This window comes from Pedobacter sp. T50_32, assembly GCF_057652195.1.
In genome coordinates, this window is sequence record NZ_JBYFBY010000005.1 from 149,629 (window position 1) to 166,741 (window position 17,113).

A 17,113-nucleotide genomic window follows, 5' to 3' on the forward strand; every position below is an offset into this window, starting at 1 on the left:
AGGTTTAGGGCGAAAAATTTACCTTACGCCTTAAACCTTATACCTTTTACAGCGTTTTCGGTCCTTCAGTATTTACTTCAGAAACGTAAGCTTGGCTTTTAATATTAATTTGATGCAAGTGCATTTGTTGTGCCTTGGTGATTTTCTTAGCGCTTTCTTCATCCTTAGTTAAGGCAAAAACAGATGGTCCAGAACCAGAAATTCCGAAACCAACAGCACCGTTTTCCATCGCTAGTTTGCGCAATACCTCAAAATCTGGAATAAGGATAGAACGAGTTGGCTCTACCAAAACATCTTTCATGCTTCGGCCAACTAAATCCATATCATTTAAGAACAGTCCGCTTACCAAACCTGCCACATTTCCCCATTGGGTAACGGCATCTTTTAATGCTACTTTGGCACGTATCATTTGGCGGGCATCTTTGGTTGGCACATCTACCTCTGGATAAACAATTGCCGCGAACATGCCATCAGGAACTGGAAGAGAAATTACATCCAAAGGCTCGTAACTGCGCACCAAAACAAATCCGCCCATAATTGCTGGAGCAACGTTGTCTGCATGACCGTAACCACAAGCGATTTCTTCGCCTTTCATGGCAAAAGGAACGAGTTCTTTGGCGGTTAGCAAATTCCCCATCAACTGATTAATTGCGTACAAACCTGCTACGGTACTTGCCGAACTAGAGCCCAAACCACTACCGATTGGCATTTTTTTGTGCAGTTCAATTTCTACACCAACATCCTCACGTTTGATGTGGCTTAAGTAGTGCTTAACCGAAGCGCTCACGGTATTTTTATCGCTATTTAGCGGAAGTTTGCCATCATCACCAGTGATTTTGAGTAAACGAACACCGGGTTCTTCAACCAAACGCATCACTACTTCGTCTCCTGGAGCATTCACTGCGAAGCCTAGCACATCAAATCCGCATACCACGTTCGCAACAGTTGCCGGGGCGAAAACTTTGATTTCTTTTAAATCCACTTTCTGTTTTTTAGGTTCCACAAGTGTATCTGTATTGTTTGACATTTTGTTTTCTAGTTTAATCGAGTAGCCACGTTGATAATATCTGCAAACACACCTGCTGCGGTAACTTCGGCACCAGCACCTGGGCCTTTTACCACCATCGGACGGAATTTGTATCTATCCGTAACGAAAGAAATAATGTTGTCGGCACCAGAAAGAGCATAGAAAGGATGGTCTTCACCAACCATTTGCAGGCTGATTTCCACTTTTCCATTTTCTAGCTTTCCGATGTAACGAAGCACTTTTTTCTCGCTCTCTGCTGTGTTTTTCAAGTTCTCAAAGTAAGCTGCATTCTTCTTCAGTTCTTCGTAAAATGTCTCTACTGTATCTGCTTTTAAACAAGCTTCTGGTAAGATATTGTCAATCTTTACATCTGATGCTTCTAATGGATAGCCAGCATCTCTCGCTAAAATCAACATTTTACGCATGAAATCTTTTCCGTTCAAATCGTCACGAGGGTCTGGTTCGGTATAACCTAAATCTTGCGCTTCTTTTACAATATCGTAGAATTCTTTGTCGCCTTTGAAACTGTTAAAGATGAATGAGATTGTTCCCGATAAGATAGCTTCAATTCTATCAATTCTATCACCACTCATCATCAGGTTTTTTAAGGTGCCGATGATTGGTAAACCTGCACCCACGTTAGTTTCATAGTAGAAATCTACACCGTGTTTTTTAGCGGTATCCTTAAATAATTTATATTGTTCAAACTCTGCTGAGTTACCTTTTTTATTACATGCAACGATAGAAACGCTGCTTTCGAACACTTGCTTATAGAAAGGAATTGGAGCTTCGCTAGCGGTATTATCTACAAAAACACTATTCGCTAAATTTAACGTTTGCATTTTCGCTACAAACTCAGATAAGTTAGCTTGCTCGCCACTTTCTTCCAAAGAGTTTTCCCAGTTATCTAAATCAATTCCATTTGCATCAAAAAACATTTTACGGGTATTGGCAATGCCGACAACCTTCACTTGCAAATCGTTTTTCTCTGCCAAAAACTGCGTCTGTTCTTTAATTTGTTTGAACATCGTTTTACCGATATTTCCAGTTCCCAGGCAATACACATTTAAAGTGCGCTTCAAATCTGTGTAGAAAGCATCGTGAACTGCATTTAACGACTTCCCTAAATCATCCTTACTGATAATTACAGAAATATTATACTCTGAAGAACCTTGTGCAATAGCACGAACGTTGATACCGTTGCGGCCTAAAGCATTGAACAAACGACCACTCATGCCTGGTGTACGTTTCATGTTCTCGCCAACTACGGCAAGTACTGCTAAATCGCCTTCAACTTCTGGGTAAGCTAATTTTCCAGCCGCTAATTCTAATTCAAATTCTTTGTTAATGATAGTTACCGCCCTAGCTGCATCTGAAGGATTGACAGCAAAAGTGATACTGTGCTCAGAAGATGATTGTGTAATCAAAATCACGTTGATTTGCTCTCTTGAAAGTAAGGAGAACAATCTGCCACTAAAACCTGCTTTGCCCACCATGCCGCTTCCGCTCAAATTAATGATACTGATTTGGTTGATAGAAGAAATACCTTTAATTGGTAAATCCGAAGGTTTGATATTGCTACGGATAAAAGTCCCGGCAAATTCTGGCTCAAAAGTGTTTTTTATCACCAATGGAATTTTCTTCGCAAAGGCCGGAACCATGGTTGGTGGATAAATTACTTTAGCACCGAAATAACTCAATTCCATTGCCTCGATATAGCTCAGTTCATCTAATGAAAAAGCTTTTTTAACGATGCGAGGGTCGGCAGTCATCATACCGTTTACATCTGTCCAAATTTCAATTTCTTCTACGTCTAAAGCAGCGCCCCAAATGGCTGCGGTGTAGTCAGAACCACCACGACCAAGCGTAGTAATTTGATTTGCTGCATTGCTGGCGATAAAACCAGTAACGAATAATACTTTATCACTGTTTGCTTCGTGAAATTCTTTGATTAAAGCATCTGTAAGCTTGAAATCTACACGAGCATTGCCAAATTCACTGTCGGTTTTGATTAATTTAGAACCATCAACGTATAATGAGTTATCGAAATACTGCGTAGCAATGTGCGCCACCATGCTGTTAGAGCATCTTTCGCCAAAGCTTACAATAAAATCTTTTGTACGTAAGCTCAATTCTTTTAAGCTAGAAACTGCTTGTAAAGCATCTTCCAACTCGTTAAAATGGATTTTAAGTTTGGTTAAGATTGGATTTTGTGCAGCAGCAGGAAGTAATGCTTTTACCACATCAAAGTGTTTCTGTTCGATGCTTTTCAGCTGCTCTTGGTAGTTTTCACCTTTTTCGGCTAGTTCCGCCATTTCTAGAAGAAGGTTGGTTACTCCGCTCATGGCCGATAATACAACTACCAGATTAGCATTTGTTCTTTCTTCTTGTACTAGCTTTAGAAGGGTTTTAATGTTTTCGGTCGTACCTACGGATGTACCACCAAATTTGAGGACTTTCATTGTTTAATTTATTAGGGTTTCTGTTTTTTACGGTTTTAAAAAAAAAGCGTCCCGATTTTTATCGGGACGCTTTTGTGTTTTTTATGTTTTTTCAATTTTTACACAAGGTTGCTCCCGATAGCTTCGCCGCCGGTAATAATAATTGTGGTAATAATTGAAGAGTTAAATTTCATTGTTATTTGCTATTGTATTTTTTACATTACAAATAAGGATATTTTTTTTCGTAATAACAAGTATTTGTATTGATATTTTTAATTTTTTATTAAAACATTTACGAAAATGATTTCTTTAGTCGCTTTAAATTAAAAATCTCTTAAATTTTCTTCTCAAAACAAACACTATTTTCAATGCCGATATATTGTCCATAGTTATGGATAATGTGATAGCCATTTTTCTGATAAAGTGCTACAGCATCTTCTTGGCGCTTGCCTGTTTCTAGCACACATTCTGCATATCCCAACTCTTTAGCCCATTTTTCTAGTTCTTTCAGAAGAACGCTGGCTGCACCTTTTCCTCTGTAATTTGGTAAAGTGAACATGCGTTTTACTTCCATGGCGGTTGTAGAAAACTCTTTGATAGCGCCGCATGCAATCGCAATAGTTCCATCGTAAACTAAAACTACGTGGTTTATTTTATCAATTTTATTGTATTGCGAATAAAATCCATGCTCATCGCCATCAATTACGGCTAATTCTGCATCTAATAGCCTCACAAGTTCAATGAAATCTACATCAGATGAATTGGTTTTTTTAATAGAAAGTGTCATGATAATAAGTTGTGCTTCAAATATAGGTTTAAAAGGCTTCGACCAGAAAAAATTGGCTTTTTCTTAGTACTTTTGCCGCATATAAAACCAATATATTCCTGATAATAATTTATTATAAAAATGAAAAATACCGCGTTAACCGAAAAACATATCTCACTTGGAGCTAAGATGGTTCCTTTTGCTGGCTACAACATGCCCGTACAATATGAGGGAATTAATGCAGAACATGCTACAGTACGTAATGCTGTGGGTGTTTTTGATGTAAGTCACATGGGTGAATTTATTCTTAAAGGAGAAAATGCTTTAGACTTAATTCAACGAGTAACCAGTAATGATGCTTCGAAACTTTACGATGGTAAAATCCAATATTCATGCTTGCCAAATGAAACAGGCGGTATTGTAGACGATTTATTAGTTTATCGCATCGATGAGAAAACTTATATGTTGGTGGTAAATGCTTCTAACATCGAGAAAGATTGGAATTGGATACAAAAGTTCAATGATAAGGATGTAGAGATGCACAATATTTCTGATCAAACTTCATTGTTAGCGGTTCAAGGTCCGAAAGCGGCAGATGCTTTACAATCTTTAACTGATATGGATTTGGCTTCGATGGAATACTATACTTTCAAGAAAGGCAAATTTGCTGGTGTAGATAACGTATTAGTTTCGGCTACAGGTTATACAGGTGCAGGTGGTTTCGAGGTTTATTTCGAAAATGAATACGCTGACCAAATTTGGGATGCGATTTTTAAAGCTGGCGCTGAGTTTGGCATTAAGCCAATTGGTTTAGGCGCCCGTGATACTTTACGTTTAGAAATGGGTTTCTGTTTATACGGAAATGATATTGATGATACCACTTCTCCAATTGAAGCAGGTTTAGGTTGGGTTACCAAATTCACGAAAGAATTTACCAATTCGGCTGCTTTGTTGGCACAAAAAGAAGCTGGTGTAACTCGTAAGTTAGTAGGTTTCGAAATGATTGACAGAGGCATTCCTCGTCACGATTATGTAGTGGTTGATGCTGATGGAAACCAAATCGGAAAAGTAACTTCTGGAACACAATCGCCGTCGTTGCAAAAAGCGATTGGTATTGCTTACGTAACCAAAGAATTTGCCAAAGAAGGTACAGAAATCTTCATCAACATTAGAAATAATAAAGTAAAAGCTAAAGTAGTTAAATTCCCTTTTCTTAAGAAATAAGGTTACCAGTTACGGGTTGTGAGTTGCAAGGCTAAGCTTTAAATCTCATAACCCGTAACTCAAAACTCATAACCCATCCCGATGCCAAAAATAGAAGTTTGTTTAACGCCCGCTCTGTTAGATTTATATGCTATCGAAAATAGTATAGTTGTTGTTATCGATATTTTGAGGGCTACTTCTTCTATCACTTACGGTATCGAAAACGGTGCAGAAGCAATTATTCCGGTGATGAACGTGGAGGATTGCCTAAATTATGCTGATAAAGGTTATTTGTTAGCCGCAGAACGGAATGGGGAAGTAGTAGAAGGTTACGATTTTGGTAATTCTCCCTTCTCATACACTGCCGAAAAAGTAGCTGGAAAAACCATAGTACTTACCACTACTAATGGAACTAAGGCAATGCACTTAGCTCAAGAAAGAGCGCATCAAGTTATTGTGGGTTCGTTTCTTAACTTAACTTCAGTTTGTAATTATCTTAAAAAGGAAAATAAAGATGTACTCTTGCTTTGCGCAGGTTGGAAAGATAATTTCAATCTAGAAGACACCTTGTTTGCTGGTGCTGTAGTAGAGCAGCTTCAAAATGAATTTACAGTAGGCGATGATTCTAGCGTAGCGGCTTTAGACATGTACCAATTGGCCAAAGACGATTTACGTCAGTATCTTAAGAAATCTTCGCACAGCCATCGTTTAATCAAACTGAATATTGAAGAAGACGTGCAGTTTTGTTTGAAGTTGGATATTTGTACTACTATTCCAGTTTTGGAAGGAGAGTATTTGGTTGCCTTAGTTTGATAGGCGATACTCAATGTCAAAGCGACCTTTTGTGATGTTTTTCTGCAGGTTTTTACTTTTATTTACTAGTGTTAGCTCAAATTCACCCGATATGATATGGTTTTTGAGGTCTAAATTGGTTATTTTTAGATAGCTGTTCTGGTCTTCCTGGGTATCATAACTTGTTAACTCGCTCCAAGAAACTCCATCATCGTTTTTAGTGGGTTCGGTAGATTCGTAATAGGTAGCAGATGATGTCGCAGGATTAGAAAGTAAGTTTCTAAGGGGGTAAATATCTCCCACATTAAGTTGGCTTGAACGAATATCAATATAAAGAGCTTGGAGTTTGTGCGAAAAGCTAAGTTGCATTAAATTGTTCTTAACGCTATATTTTCCTTTAATACTACCATCCAGTGAGCTTTGTTTTTGGCCCCACGCGGCATTTCCGTCACAAAGAAAACCAAAATAATTTCCGCCGTTATTTGCTAAAATAGGAAGTTGATTTTGGTCAAAAGATAATTTTGCAGGGGTAGGGGTTTTAAAGTAGGATTTTTTACAAGAGCTAATAACAAGTAAAAGGATCAAATATGATAGAGCAGTTAATGATTTTCTCATACTCTAATTTATGATGAATGAATTAAATAATTGTTAAAAAGGTGTTATTAATCACATTTTTTTTCAGAACTTATTTGATCGTTTGTGCTTTCAATATCTCCTTAAAACTCTCACTACTTTTAATCGTCTTCAAAGCTTCTTCATAAGCTAACCAATAAATAATCTCGGCTTTTTTGGTATCAAAAGTATTGATTTCGCCCATGCCTTTCGGTTCAATAATCAAGTTGCAAAACTTAGATTTTCGTTCCATATCATGATTAATAGACATAATAGCTGCTCGCTGCATTAATCTAGTAATGCCTACAATCTTATCTACAGGTTTTAGATGGTTACAGGTAGAGCCGATGATGTAATCGCTGTTATTTAGCAGCGGCTCTACGGGGAAGTTGTTCAACACGCCACCATCTACATACATTTGGTCGTGTATCATAATAGGCTTAAAAACTCCAGGAATACAAGACGAAGCATGAATAGCTCTAATTAATGGGCCTTTGGTGAAATAAGCCACAGTGCCTTCGCTGAAATTTGTGGTACAAATCGTCATCGGAATTTTCAAATCCTCTATATGAGCAGGTAGATACTGTTTAAAGATTTCGCCAGTACGTTCGATGTTGATTAAGCCAAGAGAACCCAAAGCTGGACGAATAAACTTCATCAACTTTGTTTGCATGAAAATATTAAAAGCATCTTCTGGGTCTACACCGGCAGCATAAAGAGAACCGGCAATAGAACCAGCACTAGTACCTGTAATCTGGCTAATTTGTACACCAGTTTTCTTTAGTGCTTTTAAAACGCCTAAATGCGCAATGCCCCTAATGCCGCCACCACTTAAAACGAGACCAACTTTCATAATTTAGATTTAGATTTACGAACTACGATTTTAAAAACTATCATCGGACTTACTAATTAGAAAATTGTTACGGTTTAATGAGAGTAAAGTGCCTATTAGTTTATTATAATTAATTTATTTCGAAAGTTTAGGTTTGTACTTCGAATTAGTCAATATTTTTTGTGCATCCGTATCTGCCATTAGTTCCTGTAAAGTAATCTTCGGATTTTCCTGCATATACTTCCTCACAATTTGCCAGCCAGACCAAACGCCCAATTTTGGCGCAGATAACCTGTTTTCTCCCAAACCTGGCGTAAACGGCCCTTCGCTTAAGAAAACCTGTATCTTGGGATAATCGGTTTCATAGAGAAAATTGTTCTCTAAGTAATATGCCCATATTTCAGCTTCGAATGTTTTGCACCAGTCTAACTGTTGAGCAGTGTAGCCAATTTTTACGCTATCAGGTAAATTATCTGGCATAATCTGATCCATGAAATACAAAATCTTACCGTTGTAAATCATTTTTGATAAGAGCGATCGGTCTTCATCACGTTCTTTGAAAAGATTTTCTCTTGCATAATATTCACTCACTCTGGGCACGATGTATTCTGGTGTAAACCTCCTCGAAAGATACAGTGGAATACTGTGAACCAGTGCGCCATAAAATTTACTGTCTTTACCTAAAAACATATCCAATCCTATGCCTACGTAATCATCGCCAATTGGCGTTTGGTAAGAAAATCCCGAAAGGAAACCTATAAAACGTGGAATTTGGGATTTAGGATAGTAATATTTGATGTATTTGAAGCTCTGGGTCAATTCATTTTCTACTTGCGTAAGGTTTGGAAAAACACTATCTACTTCTTTGTTTAAATCAGCGAAGGCATTGTTTCTGTCTTCATACAAGCCTTGTAGTACTTCTTGGCGGCTATAACTATCATTGCCCACCATTTTAAAGATGAAATCTTCGTAAAAAGCACCGTACTTTTTATGTAGTAAACTATCAGTTAATGTAATACCTTTTTCTTTTCCTTGGTAAAGATCTTTGTCAAACCTCTCTACCTTAATAGCTAGGTTTATATTGCTTACATCTGGTTTGGTACTTTTGTTGCACGAAAAAAAAGCAACAGCACATAAAAAAAATAGATAACTTTGGCGAAATTTCGATTTATGTATCATTGGAAACAAATATATAAAACGAATGTGAACTGTCGATAATATGGCAGTACAGAATAAAACATTGTATTAATAAATTATCACCATGAAAAAAACACTATTTGCATTATTCTTCACCTTTGCATCAGCAAGTTTATTTGCTCAAGATGCATCACAAATTAGACTTGGATTAACGGCTCATCCAAACTTTGGTTTCCTAAAAGTAGAAAACGGAAAAGGAAACGGCTTAAGCACTGGTTTTACTTATGGCTTAATGAGCGATTTTGAATTTGCAGAAAATTACTGCTTTGCAACGGGGTTAACGGTTACTACAATTAATGGCGAAGGAGAAATCATCAATTATTCGCCTTACCACACTGCAGCTGCTGGAACAAATACCGCTTATAATGTAAAGTATAAAATGCAATATTTGCAAATCCCTCTTTCTATAAAGTTAAAAACTGACGAGAAAGATGATATGAAGTTTTACGGACAGTTTGGTTTGAGTACCGATTTTAGAATTGGTGCACGCCAAGATGTAGAGCAAGGCAACACACCTTTAGCTGATGATATTAAAGCTACCGATAACACTAAGTTCTTACGTGCCGGAATGATTATCGGCGGTGGTGTAGAATATCGCTTAAGCGGAAAAACGAGCTTATTGGGTGGTATTACCTATAACAACGGTTTAACAAACATTGCTAAAAAGCCACATTCGGTTAAAAATCACTTTGTGGCACTAAACATTGGCGTGTTCTTCTAACATCCTTAAAAATATTTCAATTTTAACTAAACAAGCCTTCACCAAGGCTTGTTTTTTTATATTTATAGCTCAGAAAAAATCATGAAGATAGCATTAGCACAACTCAACTACCACATTGGTAATTTCGAAAGTAATACGCAAAAAATTATTTCAAACGTGGCTTTGGCGAAGGCGAAAGGTGCAGATATTGTAGTATTTGCCGAGTTGGCTATCTGTGGTTACCCACCACGTGATTTTTTGGAGTTCGAGGACTTTATTTCGCTTTGCGATAAGGCAGCTCAAGAAATTGCTCAGCACTGTGATGACATTGCCTGCATTGTGGGCTTGCCTATAAAAAATCAAGTTTTAGAAGGTAAGGATTTGTTTAACGCGGCTTATTTTATCGCTAATGGCGAAGTAAAACAAATCGTTAAAAAAGCGTTGCTGCCAACCTACGATGTGTTTGATGAATATCGTTATTTCGAACCCAACACCACTTTCGATTGTGTAGATTACAAAGGTAAAAAGATAGCATTAACCATTTGCGAAGACCTGTGGAACATCAACGATAACCCGCTGTACGTGTCTTGCCCAATGGATGAATTGATTAAGCAACAGCCAGATTTGATGATCAATATTGCAGCTTCACCATTTGATTATGGACATGATGAAGACCGCATTAAAGTATTGTCTGATAATGCGAAGAAATATGGGTTGCCGCTGTTTTATGTTAACCAAGTTGGTGCGCAAACCGAAATTATTTTCGATGGCGGTTCTTTGGTGCTAGATCAAGAAGGTGCAGTTAAAGCAGAAATGAAGTACTTTGAAGAAGATTTGCAGGTCTTCGATTTAGAGGAAGTACAGAACGTGAAGAACAAATACCCGGCGCCAGAAAGAACTTCAGACATTGAGCAAATTCATGATGCTTTAGTTTTGGGTATCAAAGATTACTTTGCAAAATCTGGTTTCAAAAAAGCAGTTTTGGGCTTGTCTGGTGGTATTGACTCTGCAGTAGTTTGCGCTTTGGCCTGTCGCGCTTTAGGTGCCGAAAATGTAATGGCTGTGCTAATGCCGTCTAAATATTCGTCAGATCATTCGGTACAAGATGCTTTAGATTTGGCGAAAAACATTGGTTGCAAGCACGAAATCATCCCAATTAAGGAAGCTGCAGATGCTTTCGACAGCATGTTGGCAAAACCGTTTGAGGGCTTAGCGTTTAACTTAACCGAAGAGAACATTCAAGCTCGTTCTCGCGGCATTGTGGTAATGGCCATGTCCAATAAATTTGGTTACATTTTGCTCAATACATCCAACAAAAGTGAGTGTGCCGTAGGTTACGGAACCCTTTATGGCGATATGTGTGGCGCTATAAGCGTTATTGGCGATGTTTATAAAACGCAGGTTTTCAAACTGGCGAGGTACATCAATAAAGACAAGGAAATTATTCCGATCAATACCATTGTCAAACCACCGTCTGCAGAGCTAAGACCAGATCAAAAAGACTCTGATTCCCTACCAGAATACGATGTTTTAGATACTATTCTTTACCAACATATTGAACTTAAAAAAGGCTCAAAAGAAATCATTTCGCAAGGTTTTGATGAAGCTTTGGTGAAAAGAATTCTTCGTATGGTAAACTTGGCAGAGTTCAAACGTTATCAAACTCCGCCAATTTTAAGGGTGTCGCCCAAAGCATTTGGTATGGGCCGCCGTATGCCAATTGTAGGCAAGTATATGGACTAAGCTAGTTAGTTTTCTCCAACAAAATTTTCTGTTCAGAAAAATCGTAAGCAGAGTCTATTAATGCTAAAACCGTGTTCCATTTTTCTTTTGGAGCATTAGGGATTGCGTATATTCTGGTTACGTCTACCGTAATTTTTTTGTCTTGCGTACTGGTCTTAACAGTGAAAGATCCCATGTCATTGCTTTGATTAGTGTCAAGATTTTCTAAACCCTTTACATTATAACCGTCCGGAATGTCAAATTCTATGCTGTATTTGAGTATTCTTGATGCTGGCATTACGATATCTGTTTGTCTCTCTCGATTTTTTTCGTCTACTTTTGTAATGGAACCAATTAATTTTCCAATAGTGAATATGTAATTTGAACCAGCTTTTTTAACAAAACCATCCATTATAAAACTGGTGCTAAATTCAAAAGGTTTATTGTTGTTTAAAGCAGAATTTACAATTTTATAAGATGTAAGTTCTTTAGGTTCTTGGTCATATTGGTTCTTAATTTCTTCGATGAAGTTTTGCTTCTCATCTTTTTTTGCATCAGCGATAGAAGTTAAAACGGTTTCGTAAATCTTTTTTTGATTGTAGCCTGTTACCCTTTTTCTCATCTCCTCGCCAGAAAGTAACTGTGTAAATTCTTTATCCGCATCATCCATTAACAGTAAACCTAGTTGGTCAACTATTTTCATGGAGCCGGTTTCTTTAACGTTTCTATTTACATTAATCAACTGTTTATCTAATGGTGCTAACTTCACAGATATGGTTTCTTGCAAAGTGTTTTCTTCTGCAATTGAAACAGGCAAATTGATCTCACTTTTAGTAAAATTGAATAATTTGTGATTGATTTTCTTTGGAGTTAAAACAATTGATCTTTGTCCTTCGTAATAAGATGGCAACTCGCCAAATACCGTGTTGAACTTATCGAAAACCATGTAGATAGGTTTAGGTGCATTTATTCTTATGATCACATCGAAATCTTCTTGTTCAAAAACATTATCTAATGAATTTGAGTACTTCGAACTTGTAATAATTAAATCATGAGGAACCCCCATGTCATATAACATCTGACTATTAAAGGCAGCGCTGTATTGATTACGTACCGTAGCATAATTTCTTGTCGTTCCCATTTCGTAACGATCATCATCATAGCTAAAGAAAGTTTTGTACTTCCATTGGTTATAGAAAAACTTCATTGTACTATCTAATGGAAGCGTTTTCAATCCGCTAGATTTAAATTTAGCTTCTGTTTTCTTTTGAACATCTTTATCAAAGGGAAATAAATATGGATTTACAGTACGTTCGAAGTTATTTACATAATTGTCTAAGTTTGATATTTTTGGATTAAAATTCTCCCTTGGAGAAGCATACGCTTTTTGAACAGAAGTTTTAAAATCGCTGGATATTGCGAAATATGGTAAAGTTCTATAAGATGAAGACCACATCTCATTTTTAAATTTTTGCATATTAACACCCTTTAAACTGAAAATCTTATCGCCATCAGTATTGGTGCTTTCTGTAAATTTAGGCGAACCGTTAGCATTTAGCGTAACAACATCAACCTTCTTATTGTATTGAAATGTATAACTATAATTAAGAACAGGATATTCATCCGCTAGAAAGAATAGATATTTATTTTCTCTCTCTCCACCGTCTTCTACAATTCTAGCTGTGTAGATGTAATAATCTAAGATATCTCCAATCTGTAGTCCAGGGATAGCTAGTTTAGCCGTCTGATTTTTAGTGTTTGTAGATAATAAAACTTCCTCGTCGCTGTCGATTAATATTTCTTTGCCATCTGGTTTGACGATTTTTACACCCAAAAATACTTCCGTTTTATTTTTAATAGACGCAAATAATAAGGATTGTGTTTTGTTGATTACTTTCTCATATTCTAATTTAGAGAAGTTTTCAAGCGATGCTTTATCGTTAATTTTTACTTTTTCTCTGTATAGACTGTTTTTACTAGTGCTATTGAAACTTCCTAGGCCCAAGCCGGTAAATTTAAGTTTAGAAGAAGAAACACGCTGCATTTCAAAGCTTCTCGCTAAAACTATAGCACTTTCTGTTTTGTAATCATCTGGCACATTATTACTACTAAACATATTGTCGTTGGACTGCCATATTGTTTTTTTTAACTCTTCGGATCTTTGTTTGTAAGTTTGATTTTTTTGAGCAAAAGATACGGTAGCACTTATTAAAAGGATAAGTAGAGAGGAGCTTATTTTCATTTAGAGACTTGTTTTCAGTGTTATGGGTTCTTGATAATGCCGAGTTAATTTTTCAATAGCCGTATTCCATTGGCTAAAAGTTGCTTTCTTAATAATTGGATTTAAAATTTTGATATGCTTTTTATAAATAATTTGATTTTGAGAAAGCTCATAGGAAATGCTGAAATAATAGTCTGGAGTACTGATAAATAGATTTTGCGGCTTGCTTACTAATGTGCTGCCATTCGGTATTTCTAAAATTATTTCTTTTTGTACATTAAACTTGTAGGGTAGCCAATAGTCGTGATACCTTTTTGCAGTATCAATAATATAGTTATCAAATTCTTTAGTAGCATCAACGGAAACGTATTGCTCTTTGCCAAAAACATCGATATTATTTTTGATGACAACATTAAATTGGGCATCTATTTTCTTATCAAAATTATTTAAATCAGAGTATTTCAAATCTTTTATTTCATAATTTGCATTGCCATTGCCAATAAGTCGGGTGAAATTTTTCAAAAGATCGTCTTTTTTAAGGCTATGTATCCTAGAAAGCATACTTTCTTTTTCTTCTCCTAACCAAATCTGTTCAGCACTTCCAATTAAATTTTTTCCTTCAATCCTTAGCTTTTTTTTCTGTAACTCAAGGTTTTGGTCGGCAACGGTTGTGGGGATATGACTAAGGATATAATTCTTTCCGTCTTCAATTAATACTTGCCTACCTTGTATCCTTTCTGCATACTCATTAAATCCTAGATAGGTTTCTGTAGCATCTAAGAAGTACAATTTGTCTTGGTATTTTACAGCGCAAATCATATGATTGTCTACAGCCAACGAAGGTGTTTCATAGTTGTAAGCAATATGATTTGTCCCTATCCAACATAAACGAGCGTCTAAGTTCAAAGCCTTTAGCATTGTTTTAGTCAAGTTGGCCATTCCCTTACAGTCACCGTATTTCTTTCTTAAAACTTCACTTGCCTTGTCGGGTCTAAAACCAGCAATTCCATCTTCAAATGCAATGTATCTTATATTGTGTTGTATCCAATAAAATATGGCTTTTATCTTGTCTATATCCTGAGTAATGCCTTTAATAATTTCTTCTGCCTGCGCAACTATATTGGTTTCTTTTTCTTCATTTAAGTCTGACGTGAGACTGCTATACCAATCATACTGATCTTTTAAGGAAGTAAAATAACCACCTTGCACTGAGTTATTTGATTCTGTAAGTGCTAAAAGATGAGGATATACGTAAGTATTACCTGGACTGTTTGTTTCCTTTTTATAAGCATCTAAATTTTGAGTTTTGTATGTGATGATATTCGTTTCTTCTTTCTGATTATACGTGGTAGCTTTTTGGATATTTGCTCCTTTGAAGTTATATTCTTTAAAGGAAGCATTCATCCATTTCGGAATTTTTATGCTTACCTCTCTATCTAATATTTTATAATCATCAACAAAGTGGATAGTCGTAAAGTAAATAGGATTATAGGTAGATTTTTCAATGATAACATCTACAGTGCTGTTGGTTGGAACCCTCAATTCGTAGTAGGAAACTCTTGCATCTGAATAAAAAATATCTTTGATTGCGACGTAAGTATCTGTAGGCTTTTGATAAATTGTTCGGTTATTAATCTTGCATTCAAATAGTGTAATTTTTACATTTTCATTGTAGTAAGCCGTGATGGGCAAAATACCCTGCTTTGTACACTTATACTTTATTTTCTGAATTTCTTTGACTATGATTTTATCTGTGCCTTTTTCCTTTGTAAATAAATACGATGACTTAGCGGATAAAATGGTTGTCGTGCTATCAATTTCTTTTGAATGTAAGGTATAGCTCAAAAAAGAAAATACCACAATTAGTGAAAGCGTTAGTTTGTTTGGCATGGTTAAACAAAGATATAAAAGAGCCAGACTTTTGCAATGAATTCGTTATTAAGTTATTTGCGTGGGCAAGCAGTTTAGAATACCCATAATCCGGCAGGTGCAAATCCCTAGAATTACGGATGCAATTCTTTTCGTAGCCAGTTAACTTGGTCTTGGTTTAATCAAAAATGATAGGATATGAAAACTTTGAACAAAATTTTTTTGGCTTTTTTAATGGTTGCAGGCACTATGGCCTGTAAAAAAGATAAAGATGGTGGCGATGGTGGTTCTGCCGCAGAGGGTACGGTAAAAGCTAAAGTGGGTGGCACAAGCTGGACATCGGTTTCTATGTCTACAAGTGCACAATACGTTGCAGCAGGCAAGGTGCTCACCATCATGGGCGTAGATGGAGGCGGAAAAACAGTAAACATTATCGTTAACAACTACGATGGCAGTACTGGCACTTGGGACATTACCAGCGCAGGAGCGGCAATTGGAGTTACGGCATCTTATATTGAAGCTGGTGTGAGTGGCTCAAAAACCTGGGCGGCTCCGTATGCGAGTAGTGGCGCTATTGGAAAAATTCAAATTTCTGAGTTCTCAAAAACGGGAAGCGTAAAAGGTACATTCAATTTCAAAGCCAGAAACCAAAATGACAATGCCGATTTTAAAGAGCTCACAGAAGGTTCATTTAATGTAAAAGTGAAGAGCTTTTAAAACTTTGTAAGTCTTATGACCTAAAGAAGCCTCAAATCAGTTGAGATTTGAGGCTTCTGCTTTTTTAAATTTTTATGCTGTAGGCTTATTCTTGTCGTCATCGCCACCAGTTAGCTCTTCCCACTTGTCTTCTCCTTTTTCCTTCAGCTCGTTCAACTTCGTGCCAGCTTCGGCAGCAGCAATTTTTGCTTTCTCGCTCAGTTCGTCAAAGGTGTCTTCCGCTTTATCCTTCAATTCTTCAAATTTATCCTCTACTTTGTCCTTAAGCTCTTCAAACTTATCAGATAAGTTGTCAAAAAAACCTTTCTCTTCTTTTGGTTATTGATTTTCGTTTGTCATCTTTTTAATTTCTATAGGTGAATAATCAAAGATAAAAAACTGAAAACTAATCCACTAAATCTAAAACGTGTAGATGTAAAGTTTTAACGCAAACGAATTCAGTAACTCCGTGCTGGATAATTAAACCTCTTCGTTGGCTATTTGCTGCTTAGCTCTAGTTGCCATAATATTTTGCAATAACAGCAGTCCAATGCCAATCATTATAGAAACATCTGCCATATTAAAAATACCTGTTCTAAAAAGTACGAAATCCATAAAAAGGAAATCGGTTACTGAGCCATAAACAATACGGTCGTAAATGTTTCCGATACCTCCGCCAACTAAAAAGCATATGCCAATTTGCATTAAGCGAGGTAAATGTTTGTTGCTGTAAAGAAACCACAAGCCATAGCCCAATACTAAAATTGGGAGTACGGTTAACACCGCAATACGAACAAAATCAGGTAGGTTGCTGCCTGCGCTTAAAAATGCACCAGTATTTTCAACCTTTGTTAAAATAAATCTGTCCTTAATGATGGTAATTTGCTCATAGGGCTCAATATTTTTTCTTGCAATTACTTTAGAAAATTGGTCGCAGCCTAAATTAAGCGCTACAATAATTAGTAGGAAAGCGAATTTTAAAGGGGCTTTATTAAGCATTGGTTAATTGTTTAATCGTTGAAATGGTTAACTGAT

Annotated in this window: 15 protein-coding genes; 5 read left to right on the forward strand and 10 right to left on the reverse strand. The window is 36.5% G+C overall.

The window, feature by feature from the left end; translation table 11 throughout:
• Positions 1-46: 46 nt before the first annotated feature.
• From AC23ME_RS15760 to AC23ME_RS15770, 3 genes are all read right to left on the reverse strand, one after another.
• On the reverse strand, positions 47-1,027 hold the full coding sequence (locus tag AC23ME_RS15760) for a homoserine kinase (protein ID WP_487728737.1): 981 nt from the start codon (positions 1,025-1,027) through the stop codon (positions 47-49).
• Between the two features lie 8 nt (positions 1,028-1,035).
• On the reverse strand, positions 1,036-3,489 hold the full coding sequence (gene thrA, locus AC23ME_RS15765; RefSeq protein ID WP_487728738.1) for a bifunctional aspartate kinase/homoserine dehydrogenase I: 2,454 nt from the start codon (positions 3,487-3,489) through the stop codon (positions 1,036-1,038).
• A gap of 313 nt (positions 3,490-3,802) precedes the next feature.
• Entirely contained in the window at positions 3,803-4,255 is a 453-nt protein-coding gene (locus AC23ME_RS15770) for a GNAT family N-acetyltransferase (protein ID WP_487728739.1), read from the reverse strand.
• A 120-nt stretch (positions 4,256-4,375) separates the two neighbouring features.
• Between AC23ME_RS15770 and gcvT the strand changes: the two genes are divergently transcribed.
• Together gcvT and AC23ME_RS15780 are read left to right on the forward strand one after the other, a co-directional pair.
• Entirely contained in the window at positions 4,376-5,458 is a 1,083-nt protein-coding gene (gene gcvT / locus AC23ME_RS15775; protein ID WP_487728740.1) for a glycine cleavage system aminomethyltransferase GcvT, read from the forward strand.
• 81 nt (positions 5,459-5,539) lie between these two features.
• Positions 5,540-6,250: a 2-phosphosulfolactate phosphatase gene (locus tag AC23ME_RS15780; protein WP_487728741.1), complete on the forward strand. Its 711-nt coding sequence runs from the start codon at positions 5,540-5,542 to the stop codon at positions 6,248-6,250.
• Here the strand turns inward: AC23ME_RS15780 and AC23ME_RS15785 are convergent.
• From AC23ME_RS15785 to gldB, 3 genes are all read right to left on the reverse strand, one after another.
• On the reverse strand, positions 6,242-6,844 hold the full coding sequence (locus AC23ME_RS15785) for a Riean_0653 family protein (protein ID WP_487728742.1): 603 nt from the start codon (positions 6,842-6,844) through the stop codon (positions 6,242-6,244). The genes AC23ME_RS15780 and AC23ME_RS15785 overlap by 9 nt on opposite strands.
• Positions 6,845-6,914: 70 nt before the next feature.
• A complete protein-coding gene (locus tag AC23ME_RS15790; RefSeq protein WP_487728743.1) occupies positions 6,915-7,694 on the reverse strand; it encodes a patatin-like phospholipase family protein in 780 nt (259 codons plus the stop codon).
• 114 nt (positions 7,695-7,808) lie between these two features.
• Positions 7,809-8,852, reverse strand: a complete 1,044-nt coding sequence (gene gldB / locus AC23ME_RS15795; RefSeq protein WP_487728744.1) for a gliding motility lipoprotein GldB — start codon at positions 8,850-8,852, stop codon at positions 7,809-7,811.
• Positions 8,853-8,934: 82 nt separating this feature from the next.
• Here gldB and AC23ME_RS15800 point away from each other — a divergent pair, with 82 nt between their 5' ends.
• Positions 8,935-9,591, forward strand: coding sequence for a porin family protein (locus AC23ME_RS15800; RefSeq protein ID WP_487728745.1), 657 nt, complete (start codon positions 8,935-8,937; stop codon positions 9,589-9,591).
• A gap of 81 nt (positions 9,592-9,672) precedes the next feature.
• Positions 9,673-11,313 (forward strand): NAD+ synthase, encoded by a 1,641-nt coding sequence (locus AC23ME_RS15805; RefSeq protein WP_487728746.1) that lies wholly within the window; start codon positions 9,673-9,675, stop codon positions 11,311-11,313.
• A gap of 1 nt (position 11,314) precedes the next feature.
• On the opposite strand, the gene AC23ME_RS15810 is transcribed toward AC23ME_RS15805, so the two are convergent.
• Both AC23ME_RS15810 and AC23ME_RS15815 read right to left on the reverse strand, forming a co-directional pair.
• Positions 11,315-13,534, reverse strand: coding sequence for a DUF3858 domain-containing protein (locus AC23ME_RS15810; protein ID WP_487728747.1), 2,220 nt, complete (start codon positions 13,532-13,534; stop codon positions 11,315-11,317).
• Positions 13,535-15,358 carry a DUF3858 domain-containing protein gene (locus tag AC23ME_RS15815; RefSeq protein WP_487728748.1) on the reverse strand — a complete coding sequence of 608 codons (1,824 nt, stop codon included), beginning with the start codon at positions 15,356-15,358 and terminating at the stop codon, positions 13,535-13,537.
• A gap of 222 nt (positions 15,359-15,580) precedes the next feature.
• Between AC23ME_RS15815 and AC23ME_RS15820 the strand changes: the two genes are divergently transcribed.
• Complete coding sequence (locus tag AC23ME_RS15820; protein ID WP_487728749.1) at positions 15,581-16,099, forward strand: DUF6252 domain-containing protein; 519 nt, start codon at positions 15,581-15,583, stop codon at positions 16,097-16,099.
• Positions 16,100-16,171: 72 nt separating this feature from the next.
• On the opposite strand, the gene AC23ME_RS15825 is transcribed toward AC23ME_RS15820, so the two are convergent.
• Both AC23ME_RS15825 and lspA read right to left on the reverse strand, forming a co-directional pair.
• The gene (locus AC23ME_RS15825) at positions 16,172-16,333 is read right to left on the reverse strand and encodes a hypothetical protein (RefSeq protein ID WP_487728750.1); all 162 of its coding nucleotides are present in this window, start codon (positions 16,331-16,333) and stop codon (positions 16,172-16,174) included.
• A 225-nt stretch (positions 16,334-16,558) separates the two neighbouring features.
• A complete protein-coding gene (gene lspA / locus AC23ME_RS15830) occupies positions 16,559-17,077 on the reverse strand; it encodes a signal peptidase II (protein ID WP_487728751.1) in 519 nt (172 codons plus the stop codon).
• Positions 17,078-17,113 lie beyond the last annotated feature (36 nt).

Coding starts and splice junctions, on each gene's coding strand:
- AC23ME_RS15760 (WP_487728737.1), bottom strand. CDS start 1,027: ATGTCAAACAATACAGATACACTTGTGGAACCTAAAAAACAGAAAGTG.
- thrA (WP_487728738.1), bottom strand. CDS start 3,489: ATGAAAGTCCTCAAATTTGGTGGTACATCCGTAGGTACGACCGAAAAC.
- AC23ME_RS15770 (WP_487728739.1), bottom strand. CDS start 4,255: ATGACACTTTCTATTAAAAAAACCAATTCATCTGATGTAGATTTCATT.
- gcvT (WP_487728740.1), top strand. CDS start 4,376: ATGAAAAATACCGCGTTAACCGAAAAACATATCTCACTTGGAGCTAAG.
- AC23ME_RS15780 (WP_487728741.1), top strand. CDS start 5,540: ATGCCAAAAATAGAAGTTTGTTTAACGCCCGCTCTGTTAGATTTATAT.
- AC23ME_RS15785 (WP_487728742.1), bottom strand. CDS start 6,844: ATGAGAAAATCATTAACTGCTCTATCATATTTGATCCTTTTACTTGTT.
- AC23ME_RS15790 (WP_487728743.1), bottom strand. CDS start 7,694: ATGAAAGTTGGTCTCGTTTTAAGTGGTGGCGGCATTAGGGGCATTGCG.
- gldB (WP_487728744.1), bottom strand. CDS start 8,852: ATGATACATAAATCGAAATTTCGCCAAAGTTATCTATTTTTTTTATGT.
- AC23ME_RS15800 (WP_487728745.1), top strand. CDS start 8,935: ATGAAAAAAACACTATTTGCATTATTCTTCACCTTTGCATCAGCAAGT.
- AC23ME_RS15805 (WP_487728746.1), top strand. CDS start 9,673: ATGAAGATAGCATTAGCACAACTCAACTACCACATTGGTAATTTCGAA.
- AC23ME_RS15810 (WP_487728747.1), bottom strand. CDS start 13,534: ATGAAAATAAGCTCCTCTCTACTTATCCTTTTAATAAGTGCTACCGTA.
- AC23ME_RS15820 (WP_487728749.1), top strand. CDS start 15,581: ATGAAAACTTTGAACAAAATTTTTTTGGCTTTTTTAATGGTTGCAGGC.
- lspA (WP_487728751.1), bottom strand. CDS start 17,077: ATGCTTAATAAAGCCCCTTTAAAATTCGCTTTCCTACTAATTATTGTA.